Annotated in this window: 12 protein-coding genes; 6 read left to right on the plus strand and 6 right to left on the minus strand. The window is 43.4% G+C overall.

Annotated elements, in window-relative coordinates; genetic code table 11:
* Positions 1–39: 39 nt before the first annotated feature.
* Positions 40–2,424 (minus strand): phosphoenolpyruvate synthase, encoded by a 2,385-nt coding sequence (gene ppsA, locus JMX95_RS00540; RefSeq protein ID WP_201559772.1) that lies wholly within the window; start codon positions 2,422–2,424, stop codon positions 40–42.
* A 594-nt stretch (positions 2,425–3,018) separates the two neighbouring features.
* Here ppsA and JMX95_RS00545 point away from each other — a divergent pair.
* From JMX95_RS00545 to sthA, 3 genes are all read left to right on the plus strand, one after another.
* The gene (locus JMX95_RS00545; protein WP_045446910.1) at positions 3,019–3,915 is read left to right on the plus strand and encodes a pyruvate, water dikinase regulatory protein; all 897 of its coding nucleotides are present in this window, start codon (positions 3,019–3,021) and stop codon (positions 3,913–3,915) included.
* 144 nt (positions 3,916–4,059) lie between these two features.
* Entirely contained in the window at positions 4,060–4,464 is a 405-nt protein-coding gene (locus JMX95_RS00550) for a DUF4377 domain-containing protein (protein ID WP_201559773.1), read from the plus strand.
* A gap of 81 nt (positions 4,465–4,545) precedes the next feature.
* Positions 4,546–6,195 carry a Si-specific NAD(P)(+) transhydrogenase gene (gene sthA, locus JMX95_RS00555; protein ID WP_045452107.1) on the plus strand — a complete coding sequence of 550 codons (1,650 nt, stop codon included), beginning with the start codon at positions 4,546–4,548 and terminating at the stop codon, positions 6,193–6,195.
* A 131-nt stretch (positions 6,196–6,326) separates the two neighbouring features.
* Here sthA and JMX95_RS00560 read toward each other — a convergent pair whose 3' ends face one another.
* The 5 genes from JMX95_RS00560 to JMX95_RS00580 all read right to left on the minus strand — a co-directional run bounded on the left by JMX95_RS00560 (position 6,327) and on the right by JMX95_RS00580 (position 12,901).
* Complete coding sequence (locus JMX95_RS00560; RefSeq protein WP_201559774.1) at positions 6,327–7,529, minus strand: ABC transporter permease; 1,203 nt, start codon at positions 7,527–7,529, stop codon at positions 6,327–6,329.
* Positions 7,529–8,866, minus strand: coding sequence for an ABC transporter permease (locus tag JMX95_RS00565; RefSeq protein ID WP_201559775.1), 1,338 nt, complete (start codon positions 8,864–8,866; stop codon positions 7,529–7,531). The genes JMX95_RS00560 and JMX95_RS00565 overlap by 1 nt, the downstream gene beginning before the upstream one ends.
* Positions 8,867–8,869: 3 nt before the next feature.
* Positions 8,870–10,054: an HlyD family secretion protein gene (locus JMX95_RS00570; RefSeq protein WP_087945569.1), complete on the minus strand. Its 1,185-nt coding sequence runs from the start codon at positions 10,052–10,054 to the stop codon at positions 8,870–8,872.
* A gap of 48 nt (positions 10,055–10,102) precedes the next feature.
* Complete coding sequence (locus JMX95_RS00575) at positions 10,103–10,969, minus strand: YihY/virulence factor BrkB family protein (protein WP_201559776.1); 867 nt, start codon at positions 10,967–10,969, stop codon at positions 10,103–10,105.
* Between the two features lie 210 nt (positions 10,970–11,179).
* Positions 11,180–12,901, minus strand: coding sequence for a TolC family protein (locus JMX95_RS00580; RefSeq protein WP_201559777.1), 1,722 nt, complete (start codon positions 12,899–12,901; stop codon positions 11,180–11,182).
* Between the two features lie 613 nt (positions 12,902–13,514).
* Between JMX95_RS00580 and glpK the strand changes: the two genes are divergently transcribed.
* From glpK to JMX95_RS00595, 3 genes are all read left to right on the plus strand, one after another.
* Entirely contained in the window at positions 13,515–15,107 is a 1,593-nt protein-coding gene (glpK, locus tag JMX95_RS00585; protein ID WP_201559778.1) for a glycerol kinase GlpK, read from the plus strand.
* A 266-nt stretch (positions 15,108–15,373) separates the two neighbouring features.
* Positions 15,374–15,886, plus strand: coding sequence for a hypothetical protein (locus JMX95_RS00590; RefSeq protein ID WP_045446919.1), 513 nt, complete (start codon positions 15,374–15,376; stop codon positions 15,884–15,886).
* 248 nt (positions 15,887–16,134) lie between these two features.
* Complete coding sequence (locus tag JMX95_RS00595) at positions 16,135–17,163, plus strand: endonuclease/exonuclease/phosphatase family protein (RefSeq protein ID WP_201559779.1); 1,029 nt, start codon at positions 16,135–16,137, stop codon at positions 17,161–17,163.
* The last annotated feature ends 52 nt before the right edge of the window (positions 17,164–17,215 follow it).

A 17,215-nucleotide genomic window follows, 5' to 3' on the forward strand; every position in this document is an offset into this window, starting at 1 on the left:
ATGACTGTGTGAATTATTGCTGTGACTGAACGTTACGGCTTACTTCGCTTCTTCACCAGCTAAGAAGAACCAAGTATCTAGTACAGAATCAGGGTTCAATGACACTGAGCTGATACCTTGCTCCATGAGCCAGAACGCGAGATCTGGATGGTCTGATGGACCCTGACCACAGATGCCGACATATTTGTTTGCTTTACGGCACGCATCAATCGCCATGGTCAATAGTTTCTTAACCGCAGGATCACGCTCATCAAATAGATGTGAGACGATACCTGAGTCACGGTCAAGACCAAGGGTCAACTGAGTCAAGTCGTTAGAGCCGATTGAGAAACCATCGAAATGCTCTAGGAATTCATCTGCCAATAGGGCGTTGGTTGGTAGCTCACACATCATGATAACGCGTAAACCGTTTTCGCCACGTTTTAGACCGTTTTTCTCAAGTAATTCGATGACTTCTTTGGCTTCGCCAACGGTACGAACGAATGGAATCATAATCTCGACGTTGGTCAAGCCCATCTCATCACGTACGCGTTTTAGTGCTTTACACTCAAGCTCAAAGCAGTCACGGAAGTTGTCAGACACATAACGACTGGCACCGCGGAAACCAAGCATTGGGTTTTCTTCTGATGGCTCGTATAATTTACCACCAAGCAAGTTAGCATATTCGTTTGATTTAAAATCTGACATACGAACGATAACTGGCTGATCCATAAAGGCAACGGCTAGCGTTGAGATACCTTCGACCAACTTATCAACATAGAAATCAACCGGTGAGGCATAACCAGCGATACGCTCTTGGATGGCTTGGGCGATTTCGCGTGGTAAGCTGTTCATGTTCAGTAGTGCTTTTGGATGCACACCAATCATACGGTTGATGATGAATTCTAAACGCGCAAGACCAATACCTTCGTTTGGCATTTGCGTGAATGAGAAGGCACGATCTGGATTACCAACGTTCATCATTACTTTGAAGGCAAGCTCTGGCATAGACTCAACAGAGTTGGTCTGTACTTCAAAATCAATTTGGCTTTCATAAATGAAGCCAGTATCACCTTCGGCACAAGAAGCAGTGACGTCTTGACCATCAACCAATAGCTCAGTGGCATTACCACAACCAACGATGGCTGGAACACCTAGCTCACGAGCGATAATCGCTGCGTGACAAGTACGACCACCACGGTTAGTAATGATAGCAGAAGCACGCTTCATGACAGGTTCCCAATCCGGATCCGTCATGTCTGATACCAGTACATCACCTTCTTGTACTTTATCCATCTCATTTAAGTTGCTAACGATACGGACTTTACCTGAACCGATACGCTGACCGATTGAACGACCTTCACACAATACTTTAGCATTAGTCGTGTCGATGATATAACGTTCCATAACATTGCTGTCTTGGCGGCTCTTAACGGTTTCTGGACGCGCCTGAACGATGAAGATTTCGTTGGTATCGCCGTCTTTTGCCCACTCGATATCCATCGCTTGGCCGTAATGCTTTTCGATCGTCACGGCTTGTTTAGCAAGAGAAGTTAGCTCTTCAGTTGATAATGAGAACTGCATACGATCTTGCTTTTCAACATCGACAGTTTTTACTGATTTAGTGGTGCTACCTTCATCACCATAAACCATTTTCTTATGCTTGCTGCCTAGGTTACGGCGAATCACCGATGGTTTGCCATTGGCTAGTAATTGCTTAGAAATATAGAATTCATCTGGGTTAACCGCGCCCTGTACAACCATTTCACCTAGGCCATAGCTTGAGGTGATAAAGACCACTTGATCAAAACCGCTTTCGGTATCTAGCGTGAACATCACACCCGCCGCGCCAGTTTCTGAGCGAACCATACGCTGTACAGCAGCCGATAAGGCAACGCCTTCATGCTCAAAACCTTTGTGTACACGGTAAGAGATGGCACGGTCGTTATAAAGAGATGCAAATACTTCTTTAATCGCAATCAGAACGTTATCAATACCGCGAATGTTCAAGAAAGTCTCTTGCTGACCCGCAAATGATGCATCTGGCAAATCTTCGGCAGTCGCAGAAGAACGTACAGCAACCGCGATGTCTTCGCCGCCGCTCATCGTTTCAAACGATTGACGTACTTCTTGCTCAAGATCACTTGGCAGCTCTTGCTCAATAATCCAAGTACGAATCTTTTTACCCGTTTCTGCAAGTTTTTTGACATCGTCAACATCTAGCGTTTTTAGTTCGTTGTTGATTTTGTCAAGCAGGCCAGTTTCATTCAAAAAGCGGTTAAATGCATTTGACGTGGTGGCAAAGCCGCCTGGAACACTAACACCCAAATCAGACAAATGGCTGATCATTTCACCTAATGAGGCGTTCTTGCCGCCGACCATTTCAATGTCGTCTTTTCCTAGCTGATCAAGATTGATTACAAGTGCTGTAGATTGCGCTGCCATGATAACTCCAGAAAATAAGGTTATTTAGTAAAGATTATAACGGTGAATTATACCGCTATATTTGGAGAATTTCGAGGGGTTGAACCAATATTTTTGTCAAAAAGATACAAATTGTGGGCTTTGCTACATAATTAGTAGAAGATTATTCATTTTTCTATTTTTGAGATGATGTAAAAATGCGAGTCAAGACCACTCTAATTATCAAGATATATCTATAAATCGGCTGATAAATAGAGGATTTAAAATAAATAAGAGAAGAGTATTAGGATGTTCTTATAGTATTTGCCTTTATATATAGCAGGTAATGCTGCGCTAGTATGAATAACCAGTCAGCACAATAATGGTTATTAATCGGCATGATAAGATTAAGGGCACTGTGGCTTTCTAAGTGTACGCCTGTAACATTGATTTCTATTAGGTCGCTATTATGCGTATAATGTAGAGCATAAATAGTAGCGGTTTATCCTGATATAAATGTGTAATATTAGCGCTTATACAAAACGAAAATTACGTCTGAAAATCAAGTCTAAAGCCGATCAAAAATAAAAGCCAAATGAAAATTACCATTGTGTTTTCAATCGAGGTGCCAACGTTATGTACTCAAGTAATCCAGCTGAACAACTGAATCCCACTATTCAAAATCGCAACGCGTTAAACTTAGACAGCTCTCAAGCCGTTCGAACCGCGTTTTTTATCTCAGATGGCACAGCGATTACGGCGGAGACGCTTGGCCGCGCTATCTTGAGTCAGTTTGCTTCAGTACCTTTTGAAACACGAGTGTTGCCATATGTCGATAGCTTAGAGCGTGCAGAAGACGCCGTTGAGCAAATCAACATGGCGTATCAACGAGATGGTCTGTTGCCATTAGTCTTTGATACGATTGTTAACCCTGATATTCGTGAAAAGATCAATTCTGCCCAAAGCTGTAACTTGGATATGTATGAGGGTTTGATAGGTCGCGTCGCTGAAGAAACGGGTGTGGAGCCTGACGGACATTCGGGTCATGCACACGACGATGTGGATTCTGAGACTTATAAAGAACGTATCGATGCGGTGCATTTCGCTTTAGACAATGATGATGGTGCGCGTACGCGTCATTACGATGCGGCCGATATTATTTTGGTGGGCGTATCGCGTTCAGGCAAAACACCGACTTCTTTATACTTAGCCTTACAGTTCGGTATTCGAGCAGCAAATTATCCTTTGACCGAAGATGACTTGTACGATAATCAATTACCAAAAGCATTGCGCGAGCACAAAGACAAGCTGTTCGGTCTATTGATCGATACCGATCGCTTGGTGAAAATCCGTCAAGAGCGCCGTGCGGGCAGTCGTTATTCAAGCTATCAGCAATGTCAGCAGGAGCAGCGGGCAATACAAGGGATTTATATCACGCATGGTATTCCAAGCCTTGATGTCTCTGAGATGTCCGTTGAAGAAATCGCTACGCGCATCCTGCAGATGACGGGTCTCAAACGCCGTATCGGCTAATAAAATATAAGCTATCAATGAATGGCTTGAATCAATCAATCAATTAATTATTTAGCAATAACGATTGCTCAAAAAAGAACCATTATTTAAAGCATCACTATTAATAATCATTTAATACCATCTCATTATCACATAGAGAATACTATGAGTTCATCTTATAAGTCTAGCAAGACCCCTTTATTATTGGCCAGCTTGCTGAGTGCGGTAAGTTTACTGAGTGCTTGCCAAACGTCACCTTTTTCACGTGAGCCAGTGCCTGAGCCACGTTATATCCCAACCATCGTATTGGGTGAAGCGCAAATGCTAACAATTATGCCCAATCGTGTGGCCTGCGCCTCGGCATTACCGATGCAGTGTTTACTGGCCAAATCAAGCAAAGATGGCAGCGTGTTTCAGGTACCTTATGATTGGATTGATGACTTTAAACCAAGCCTTGGCACAGAATATGTGATTAGTGCGCGTCCGCAGATTGACGAGGGACAGAAAAGCGCGACTGGGCATTGGACACTGCAAAATATTGTGTCACAACGTATGGTGGGCACGCCTTAGTCGTGTGATTTTGACTCAAGCACCTATTGATTCACACACAGTCTAAAAATTAAATAAATAAGTAAATGTAAAGAGGACACGATGGGAACTAAAAAACCAAGCGACGCGACCAATGATATTGGTAAAGACATTCATACCGAAGTCTCGAATAAAGAAAGCGGTCGCGTGCCGAATCCTGAACATACTGAAGGCAAAAATAAAAAACAAAATATTGAACAAACCCATGAGCAGGTCACTGATGATGTCATGCACCATCCTGATCTTATTAATCCGCTCGATGATACGCGAATCGATATCAAGTCTGGTTATACAAAAGATTCACGTCGCTTAAAAGGCGATAACCACGAGTATGAGTATGATGCGGTCGTTTTAGGAGCAGGTCCTGCTGGCGAAGCGGCGGCTATGAAATTGACTAAATCTGGCAAAAAAGTGGTGGTCATTGATCCACGTGATCAGGTAGGTGGTAACTCTACCCATGTGGGTACGATTCCAAGTAAAGCACTGCGCCAATCGGTATTTAACCTCATTAACTTTCGCCGTGATCCTATGTTTACCAAGGCGATGGAGTACAAGCAAGTTCCTCTAAATAGAGTGCTTGCCAATGCCCGAAAAGTCATTCGCAATCAGGTTAGTACGCACACCCGATTCTATGAACGCAATCGCATTGAAGTGATTCAAGGTTGGGCAAGTTTCATTGATGCTCATACTTTGCGTGTTGAAACCGATGACAATGTCTTTGAAACCATTACCTTTAATAAAGCCATCGTAACGGTTGGTAGTCGTCCTTATCGCCCTGAAATTTTAGACTTTAACCATCCGCGCGTTTTTGATTCTGATAAAATTTTGCAAATGGATTATGTGGTCAAAAAAATTATCATCTATGGTGCGGGCGTGATTGGTTGTGAATATGCCTCTATCTTTACGGGTCTTGGTTATAAGGTTGATTTGATTAATAACCAAAATCAATTGCTCAGTTATCTCGATAGCGAGATTAGCGATGCTATCGCGCATGACTTTAGACAATTTGGCGTATTGATTCGTAGTAATGAAGAGATTGATCATCTTGAAACGCATGACGATTATGTCGTCTTGCATCTAAAGAGTGGTAAGCGCATCAAATCTGATGCCATTCTTTGGTCAAATGGTCGCTCAGGTAATACGGAAGGTTTAAACTTAGAAGCGATTGGTCTAAAAGCAAACAGCCGTGGTCAATTAAAAGTTGATGATACCTATTGTACTGAAATCGAAAATATCTATGCGGCAGGCGATGTGATTGGTTGGCCATCTTTGGCTTCTGCCGCTTATGACCAAGGACGCTGTGCGGCGGCCTTTATGGTCGGTGATAGCGATGCGGAACCAGTGTCAAGCGTGCCAACTGGTATCTATACGATTCCTGAAATTTCTTGTATTGGTAAAACTGAGCAAGAGCTAACCGACGAAAAAGTCCCATACGAAGTGGGTCAAGCATTCTTCAAGCATTTGGCACGTGCACAAATCATTGGTGAACGCTCAGGCGTACTAAAGATTTTGTTCCATCGTGATACGTTGGAGATTTTAGGCATCCATTGCTACGGTAACCATGCATCAGAGATTATCCATATTGGACAAGCCGTGATGAAGTGTAAGAGTAATAATACACTTGAGTACTTTGTGAATACTACTTTTAACTATCCAACGATGGCAGAAGCCTATCGTGTGGCGGCACTAAATGGTCTTAATCGTGTTTTTTAAGTGATAGAATCTTAAAACGTTATAAATAAAAAAGCGTCTGCTATGTTAGCAGGCGCTTTTTTTTTGATTCAGGATTATTGATTTGGCTTTTATTGATGGTAGGCGCTAATGACATGCAATCGTCTTTTGCTTTAGGACACTGTTTTAAGTGCTTTATTCGCGTTATGCCAGCGCACCCACATAAGTAGCGCAAAGTAAAATACCCATAAGGCGGCTAGTGCATAAAATCCAGTAGAAACTTGGGAAATACTAGCCCCCATTTGATTAAGCTGGACGGAGGTATTGATACCCGGTGTCGTGGGTACGAACCAACGTATGATTTGTAAAACTGTGGGCAGCTGATCTGCTGGCCACGGATAACCACTGACAAAAAACATCGGTAGTGAGCTAAAAATTAGGATTTGCATACTACGTTCGCGCTGGCGAAACCAGAGTCCAAGCACGCAACCAAGTGTCGCCACGGTTGGGCAAAATAACAGAAGGAACAGTAAACTGCCAAGCATGTTTTGCCCGCGCGGATAGTGGTGTAGCTCAAATGTCCAACCATAATAAAAGCAGCCAATAATGAAGCTAAACATACTGAGCGCAGCAATTCGCCCAAGCCAACCACGGATACTCGTCGCATGTCGCCGCTGCTCATACCACGTACCAATCAGCATCGCTGTGGCGATTAATAAGGTTTGTTGCAAAATTAGAATAGAGACCGCTGGCACCACGTAAGCGCCATAACCTTCTGTTTGATTGTATAGAGGGATAATTACTAATGGTACCGCTTGAGTATTAGCAGCCGCTGTTGCTGAATAAGCACCTTGTGCCACATTTTTTTTGACTTCAATCCCTGCTGATACCGTACTGACTGCTTTTAAAAACCCCATTTGTACGTTTTTATTTAACAGAAAGTAGCCGCCATTACCCAATACGCTGACGCTCGCTGCTTTTCCCGATAGTACTTGCTGCTCAAGCCCACTTGGAATGACCATGTACCCAGCGATTTCATCTGACCATATGGCCTCTTTAGCCTGCTGCTCGTTGAGAAAAAGCTGAGTGTCTAACTGCGGACTGGCACTCGCATAGCGAACGATGGTTCGTGATAGATTACTATTGTCGTTATCAATGATACCAACAGGTACATGGTTGACCACTTCTGTCGAATACGGCCAAGGATAAAAGAAGCCATAAATAATAGGGGCAATCAGTAAGAGTAATAGCACACCTTTATCAGAAAAGATGTCCTTAATGGTCTGTAAAAAACTACCTAAGAAACTTGGTGTTGAAGACTGCTTGGTTGAATCTGACGTTGTCGAAGATAAATGGTCTTTTGGTGGTAATGACATTAGCGCGCCCCCCAACGTTCAGGATGCGCCAGCGCGCGTTTGGTTAATAAAGTAGTCAAGCTCATCGCAATCGTCGTGGCAATAGCCAGACCATAGACGATCGGCAATGACACAGCAACAGGCGCTTGCATCTGTAATTGTGCAATATGCAGTTTTAGATAGTGAGTGAGTGGCAGTGCATCTGACCAATGCCGAGCACTGTCACTGATAGCAATATAAGGAAAGGTCACACCAGCAAAGGCATAAGAAGGTGCTGAAATAAAACCAGTAGCAGACAAGCCCATGCGTAATGAGAATGAGCCTAAGGTAAAGATAGCACCCAGCCAAAACGATAGCATTATTAATAATATCAAACCAGCATAAGTTGCAAGCACTGAGCTCATGGCAACGGATTCTTGCGGCGTGGCAAGCCATAGAGCCAACATCGCCCAAATGCTAAAGGCCAATGTAGGCCAAAAGTATTTGCCTAACAGACCAAACAATAATACTAAAACGTTTGCACTTTCCGTCATATCTTCATTCGCATGACTAGAGACAGAGATTTGATCATTTTTGCTCATGTTATGGTTGTTTTCTACGGCATTTAATATTTGCCCTGATGTTGACTCGTTTTGTGTGATTCGTGTCAAATTAGGATGACCTGTACTGATAAAGCGATACCAGTGGCCGAGTCGTTTATCCCGCAGCTCACGACCAATCGTCGTTGCACCGATCACCATCGCTAAAATATGCAGCAGCGCGGGTATGACCGTTGAAGCCAAAAACTGCTGATAATCGGTGGCTGCATTAAACAGGCTGATACGCTGTATGCCAATCGGTGAGTAAGCAATCGCAGCTTGCGACGGTGCCATGCCTTGTTTGACCAAGCGTTGTATCTCAACGCCTGCCGATAACGTCCCAGCGACCGCTTGAACGCTGGTTTGGATAATGCCCGAATGTGTACCGTACTGAGCATTTACTTGTAAAATTAATGGAGCAGGCTCAGCAGATAAAATATGCCGAGAAAAATCTTCAGGGATAATGACAATAGCGTAAATATCACGCTGCAAAATAGCCGCTTTTGCCTCAGCCTCTGAGTAATAAAGTTGTCTAACCGTTAGAGTAGGGCTGGCTTCCAAATAGCGTACCGCGGTATTGGCAATCGGGCTATTGTCTTGGTCTATCACCCCAATGGGCAAATCCGTAATCTGTGTTTGTGAAAATATCCACCAAATCAGTAGGACGGTTGCCAGTGGTATCCAGACTACCATACTAAAGTCCCACGGATTTTTGGTCAAAAACCGTCGCTCATAGGCAGCACTACGTAAAAAAGCCTTACTTAACTTCATCAGGTGCATGGCTTACTCTTGGCTTGCATTAGTAAGTGCTGGATTGACGCGTACAATAACGCTCATACCTGAGCGAATACGTGCATCGGGAGTCGTCGGACGTGCCTTTACTTCAAAGGTACGTACATCGAATCCATCATCATTATTGGTCGGGCGCCAAGTGGCAAAGTCAGACAATGTTGACGTAGCATAAACGGTGAACTGTTTGGTATAAGGCTTATTTGCTGATGACAGCGCAGGAATCGTACCAGTAAATTTCTGACCAATCGCAAACTGGTTTAAGTAGGATTCGGTGACATTAAGTACGACCCACTGCTCATCGGTATTGACCAACGTCAAGATAGGCACGCCTTGTCCGATGACTTCACCCGCGCTGACAATGACATTGTCCACAATACCTGCAATAGGGCTTTTTAAGTTGGCTTCTTCTTTTGCCACCAGTGCTTCTTCTAGTTGGGCATCGACTTGTGCTACTTGTGCTGTCGCCGCTGATTTATCTTCACTGCGTGCGCCTTCTTTAGCCAAGTCGTATTGTAAGCGTGCCGCTTCAGTTTGATCTTGAGTAGCCAGATATTGCGCATACGCCTCATCGCGTTTTTGCCGTGCCATAAGGCCTTCTTCATACAGGCGGTTGACACGCTGGTAAGTGTTCTCTGCCAAATCAGAAGCAGCTTTGTTGGCTTGCCATGCCGCTTTTGCTTGAGCGATCTCTTGTGGACGGGCGCCATTTTCGGCTTTATCTAACTGACTTTGTGCCATTTGCTTGCCAGCCAGCGCTTGATTGATCTTTGCGTTAATCTCAGGCGAGTCCATTTCAATCAGCTGTTGCCCGACCGTCACCGCATCACCTTCTGTGACCAGAATTTTGGCAATACGTCCCGGCACTTTTGCCGCGATGGAGGTTTGCTGCATCTGCATCTGCCCTTGCAAAGTCACGACTTCAGGCTCGCTATGCTGATTGCTTTTATATAGACCATAGGCAATAACACCTAATACAATCAGAACCAATAGCGCCAGAAGTGCCTTTTTTATCATGGCAGATTTATCCGCTTTTTCTGCATGGCGCTTATAAGTAGGCACTGCTTGCTCATTTTCAGCATCAGTTGCTTGATCGTTATGGTTATTGACTGAGTCAGTAGATTGCTCTGAGTCGTTTAACTTGCGCGAGTCGTCTGATTCGTTGGTAGATTCAGTCATGACAGTGAGATTCCTAAAGCAGCAAAATTGAGGATAAAGGGTATGTTATTAGTACATTCGTACAGCATAAGGTTTGGCGCTTTCTAAGGCTTCAGAATTAAAAATCGCACCAAAGGCAACGATAAATGCTGAATAATAAAGCCAGAGCATAATGACCACGGCAGCTGAAAGCGCGCCAAACTCAGCGCTATAGTTATTAAAGTTTTGCACATAAATCGAAAATAGCACAGACAATACAATCCAAAGAATGGTCGCCAGAGCTGCTCCTGGCACCAGTTTTTTTAGCGCGACGGCGTCACGGTTTGGGGCTAGGCGATAGAGGCTTAAAAAGCTCAAAAATATGATACCAGCCAATATAGGCCACCTGCTCCAAAGCGCAATCGTTTTAGCTATTTGCGGGAAGGGGAAATAGGCTGCCCCTACAGGAATAATAGCAATAGAAGAGACCGCTATAATCAAGATTACTACCGCGCCAAAGGTTAAGCTGACTGCTAAAATATTACCTTGTATGAAGTTACGCTCTTGAGTGATATGAAAGGCAAGATTGATAAGAATAATTAAAGATTTAACACCTTTAGAGCCAGCATATAGGGCGAGTAAGGTCGATAAGACAAGACTGAACGTGAGTGCGGATGTGGTATTAGAGACCAATGCGCTTAGGCGTGAATTGAGGACTTCATACACCGTATCAGGTATAAACGGATGCAAAATCGAGATTTGCTCTTGCATCTCAGCTGGTGAAAACGCGAGACCATAAAGCAGCACAAACACCGCCATTAATGGAAAAATTGATAAAAAACCAAAAAATCCCACGCTCGCGCAGTGTGCCCAAACATTAGAGTTGTTCGCAATACGCCACGTCTTTAATGAAGGCTGCAGCCAGTTATTTATTAATTTAGAAGTCGGGTTTTTCATAAAACAGTATTCGCAATAGAGTTAGCAATAGTATGGTTAATGGCAGCTTCATGATAATTAGTATGGTCAGGCTACTATAATAGTATTGCGGCGTTAACCTCGCTTGAGGTATCAAATATACCTCTTCGCTCAGCTGCCTTGTCATACTTTCAAATCGAATCAACTATATAAACGATTATCCACACTATCTATATTTTTCAAATTAAATCATTACTCAGTATACAAAGTCGGTAATCGAATATCAGCAGCATTAAGATAGGCGTTAAAGGCAAGAGGCGTACCACAGCTTTGCATGAGTGCGGCCAGCGATTGTACATAGCTGTTCGCCGCTTGCGCTTGTTCAGTACGTGCTTTAAGCGACTGCGTTTGTGCTTGGACTACCTCAATCGGTGTATTTACACCTTCTTGTAGCCCCAACTGGCGCAAACGCAATACTTCTGCGGCCAGATCTACATTGCTTTGTAATGCCTGATAACGAGATTGGGCATTATTAACATCGTGCCAGTTTTTTTCGACCAGTAATAATAAATTGTCACTGACTTCGATTTCAGACAGATCCGCTTGGCGTATTTTGGCATTACTCGATGCGAGTGACGCATTTTTATCAAGACCACCCCACAGCTTCCAGCTGGCTGATATACCGGCTACCCAACTGGGGTCTTTTTCAATTTTTCCGTAGCCATAGAGCATGACGGTAGGCTTGTGACCAGTATCTGATAGCGCATGTAGCTGCTCAGCTTGTGCGCGTTTGGCGGCGACTTTTTGTAGACCTGGGTGATTGGTGAGTGATAAATTCTGAAAATAGTTTACATCGGGTAAAGGACGGCTAGAAACGAATAACGGTGTCGTGGGTTTGATACGATAGTCGGTACGCAATAGCCGCTGTAAAGCCATCATCGCAAGACGAGCATCGTTATTGGCATTGACGGACTCACTTTTTGCATCGGCAAGCGCAGATTGTGCTTCTAAGCGATCAACACGTGAGATAAAACCTTCTTCAAAAAGCCGCTGCGCCATATGGTCAGTCTGCTGCAAGGTATCATAAGCATCTTCACGTAAATAAGCGGCAATGATGGCCAGCTGTGCTTTAAAGTAACGCTCAATCAGGGTGTTATAAAGCTCGTTTTTATCCAATAGACTGTCTGCGACGGCTTCTTGGGTACGGGCATTGGAAGCACCTGTCAAAGCGTTGGTACGTCCAGCAGTATAGATGGGCCAAACCACGCCCAGACCTGCACCAGCCGTTGAGCCTGAGCGCTTTAACTCATAAGAATCTGGGATACGCTCACCGACCAATTCACCAAAATTTGGCAAATCTGGTAACGGTGGAATAGGCGGAATCACATTATCGATACCATTGTTAACGTCATTAACAATACCGTTTTTCAATGATGATAAGTCAAGATCCGCGTCTAAGTTGTAAGCGTTGGCTGATAGTTGGGCAAACACCAATGGATTGTCCAAGGTTTTGAGCGCATCCGTTTGATATTCACTAGCAGCAATCGCCGCTTGATTGGCGGCCAATTTCGGTGACACTTGTAATAAGATATTTTGAGCTTGCTCAAGGCTTAACAGGCTAGATACTGCTAATGGATAACTATTATCAATACTTTTATGGGTAATGGGATCGATAAGCGTTGTTAAGCCAGTTTTTTGCTCGGCTTGACCCATATCTGTATCTGTCGTTGACCTTCTATTTTGAATCTCATTTTTTTGAGTACTGTTTTGAGCGCTGTCTTGAACGCTGTCTTGAATGCTGCTTTGAGTACTGTATTGAGTGTCAGCGTCGATAATTTGCGTCACTGCAACGGCTGTGACCTCATTCGGTGACTCGATATTATGATCAGTAGCGCTTGCCAAAGCAGGCGCCGCTAAACCCATGAACGTAATCGTCATCACCGCAGTAGACAGAGTCGATAAAGCAAATTTCATAAGTCACATAAGCCATTAATTAGAATGCAAAGTATTTTAGAGTCAGGCAAAAAAGTATCAACTATTGTGTTCAAACCCTGTTCAAACAGTTCAATATGGTCAACCATTAACAGAAGCCAACATTTTGTTATGGATAACAAGCGCTACACTGTAGTGGCACAATAGTGACGGGTCAATGCTCAGTATTTGCTTACTGTGCGTTGAATAAGCCATGATTTTATGTTAGAGGTCGGGTGTTAAGACAAATAATAACATCATTTGTTAATTAATAATAAAAGGTTTATCAAGTCATTAGCACTTAAATCGATTTTAGATCACTTTTAAAAGTTTTCAGCGAAAATGATGGTTAGTTATGATTGTTGTACTACAAAGCAGCTTATAAACTATACATAACAGTGGTGTGTGCTATATTTCAGCACCTTATAGCATTGAGCAAGATTAAAATGAACGGCATTTATTTTAACTGTCGGCAGTTGCTCATTGGCGCAGTGCTAATGTAAATAAAACTGGCTATTGCGATAAGCGTTACTCCCAAAAAGTACGTGCTATCAATAAAGACTCGGCTATAAAATATAATTGTAAAAAATGAATGCGACAAAATAGGATATGAGTAATGGCAGGATATATTTTGGCTTTGGATCAAGGGACGACATCGAGTCGAGCGATATTGTACGATGATCGTGCGCGTCCGATAAAAATGGCACAGCAGCCCACCACTTTACAAACCCCAAAAGCGGGTTTTGTCGAGCAAGACGCGCAACAAATTTGGCAAACGCAGATTAGCTGTGCCCATGATGTGATTAATCAAGCAGGGCTGCTTGCTACCGACGTCACCAGTATCGCGATCACCAATCAGCGTGAATCTATTGTCATGTGGGATAAGCAAACGGGTAAACCTTTAGCCCCTGCCATCATTTGGCAAGATCGCCGTACGGCGAACTACTGTAAAACACTCGCGGCTGAGAGTGCTAGCAGCATGATGAATGACAGCCATGATGATGTGGCAAGCGAGGTGCAACGCATTACAGGGCTACGGTTAGATCCATATTTCAGCGCCAGCAAAATCGCTTGGTTACTAGAGCACAATCCGAAATTGAGCGTACGAGCCAGTAGGGGCCAAATAGCGGTTGGTACTATAGACAGTTGGCTCATATATAAGCTAACTGGTGGCGAGCATGTCATTGATGTGACCAACGCTTCCCGTACTTTATTATATGATATCCACAAGCTTGAGTGGTCAGAAGAGCTGTGCGCCCGTTTTGCGATACCTATGAGTATTTTGCCTAAAGTCCTACCATCTGATGGTGACTTTGGTAAAACCAAAAAAGGACTATTTGCCAAACAAATTCCTATTCAAGCGGTATTGGGCGATCAGCAAGCAGCACTTTTTGGACAAGGCTGCCTCGATGCTGGCATGGCCAAAAACACTTATGGCACTGGGTGTTTTATGCTGATGAATATTGGTCAAAAACCCAAACTTAGCGAGCATAAACTACTAACGACAATCGCTTGGCAACGAAAATCCACACCGACTCGTCCAGACAATTTGTCGTTCGATCAAATTGTACAGTCAGGCAAACGCATGTTGCAGCCACCCAGAAAAGAAGTCACTTATGCCTTGGAGGGTAGTGTGTTTATGGCAGGTGCTATTGTCCAATGGTTACGGGATAATCTGGGTATGATTCAACAAAGCAGTGAAGTCGAAGATTTAGCCCGCCAAGTTGATAGTAGTGAAGAGGTGGTGTTACTGCCTGCATTCACAGGACTAGGAGCACCCTATTGGCGCTCCGATATCAGCGCGAGTATTACTGGTATGAGCCGCGGCACGACTAAAGCCCATATTGCTCGTGCTGCGTTAGAGGCGGTTGCTTATCAAACTTATGATGTGCTCATTGCTATGCAAAAAGACAGTCCTCATCCATTAACTGAGCTAAGAGTAGATGGTGGCGCGGCTAACAATGACTTATTGATGCAGTTTCAAGCTGATTTACTCGATGTGCCTGTCCTGCGTCCGAGAGATACAGAAATTACTGCCAAAGGTGCAGCATTGCTCGCGGGGTTAAAAACAGGGTTATATGATGAAGGGACGATGCAATCATCATGGCAAGTCGATCGTATTTTTGAACCCCAGATGTCCAGTGATATCCGTGAACAACATCTTAATAAGTGGCAACGAGCCATCGATAGAGCATTGACATCCTTATAAGTATTCAACAGACACATTAAAATATTGTAACAACTCAATGAAAAATTACTTAAAACGCTTCACTGTCCTACAAAATCATTATAAAGATACAGGCTGTAACGCAAGGCAATCGCAATCTGGACACAATTTACACAACCTATCTATCTGTTGTTATCCATAAATTTCTATACTTTAGGCGACTCAAGTAACACATGAATCGAGTAAGACCGCTAATTTTTAGCACTTAATAAATCTAAAATATAACAAATTAATTTAAGGATAAAATTATGAGTAACTATGACGGTATTGATCGCAGTGAAGTAAAGCATATGTCAAAAGAAGCTAAGCAGGATCTGAATGCTGATATCATCACAGGTGAGCCAGGTTCGCATCCAGTAGGCACAGCTATTGGTGGTCTTGGCGGCGCAGCAGCGGGTGCAGCAATCGGTACAATGGCAGGACCACTTGGTACACTCATTGGCGGTGCGATTGGTGCTATCGTTGGTGGCGGTGCAGGACATGCAGCAGCAGAAGCGATTGATCCAACACGTGAAGAAGCTTACTGGCGTGCAGAATATGCAAATGTTGATTATTACAAAGAAGGTTATGACTTCGACCGTGATCTACATCCAGCTTATGCAGTAGGGTACGCCAACCGTGCTCGTTATCCTGCGGATGCACGTTTTGAAGACCATGAAGCTGAATTAGAGCGCTCATGGCATGAAGTAAAAGGTGAATCACGCATGGAGTGGGAAGAGGCACGCAAAGCATCGTATGACGCATGGAATCGTGTATCGTAATAAGCGAAACTAACAGCACATTTGATTTAAGTAAGTAGACAGTATATAAGCTTACTACCTTATCACTGGGCTTAGTCTGATTGTAGACTTGGGTCTGCTGATAGACTAAATACTTTCAATTTATGTTATTTTAAAGTCTTCAAAGATTTCTTTGGAGGCTTTTTTGCTGTATATTACTAAGTATGAATATATTAAACAGCCAATCATCTTTGGAAGCAATATTCTAGAATAAAAATAATAGGTAATCTATGAACAATAATGCGGAAGCTAGAAGCGCCAGACAGTTTTATATCGCCACTGCTAACTTGCTCAATTTTGCCAACCCTAACCGAATTTATTATGACAATGCGCCAGCTTACAGTAACTATGAATACGAGCACAAGCTAAGCGGCATCACCGATTTATTAGCAAAAGCTCATGCTGATATTATTGCGGTGCAAGAAGTCTGGGATAGTAATGCGCTTGAAGCGTTGGCGGTGTCGTTGGGATTTAACCCCGAGCATGTTGTTGTTCCGTTGGCAAGTAACGACCGTTCAAGCCCTTATACCCATGGCAAAGGGGCACAAAACACTCCTGCTGTTGGTATTATTAGCCGTTTTGAGCAATTAGAAAGCCGCTTGCTTGAAGACATTGCACCAAAAGCGGTGATTGATATTCCTGATATTGGTCTTTACCAGCGCTTTAATCGTCCACCATTGGTAGTACGGGTCGATGCCTTTGGGCAACCGATAACGATTATTACGGCGCATCTAAAAAGTAAACGGGCATTTTTCTTGCGTGATGAAAGTGGCAATTTGTTAGAAGACATGGACGATCCAAATATTCGAGTTCGTGCCAAGCTCCGTAGCTTATGTATGCGTGCCGCAGAAGCAGCTTCTATTCGGATGTCTATTATAGAGCGCTTACGTCATACTCGTGAGCCATTGATTTTGTTAGGTGATATGAACGATGTCACTGGTAGCGTCACCACCCAATTGATGGCTGAGACTGGTGAAGTTAATTACGATAAAGGCATGCGCGATGTTGCATTATTCGATGCTGCGCGTATCCAAGCACGCTATGGTTGGATGAAAGATGTGGCATATACCCATATATATCAAGGTATGCCAGAAGTGATTGATCAATTATTTGTTTCAGAAGAGTTTCTTCCTGATAGCAAGTTTTCACTGGGTCAGGTTGAAAGAGTAGACTATTTCAATGACCATTTAAAGTGGGACTATGCAGATAGAGTCATCGATCATGGTATTATAAGAGCGAAAATTAAACTCAATGATTAAATTTTTTACATTACGTGGTTAACGCTATTAAATGGTTGACCTATACATTATT

Origin of the sequence: Psychrobacter sp. NC44, from assembly GCF_904846655.1 — a bacterium.
Classification (GTDB): domain Bacteria; phylum Pseudomonadota; class Gammaproteobacteria; order Pseudomonadales; family Moraxellaceae; genus Psychrobacter.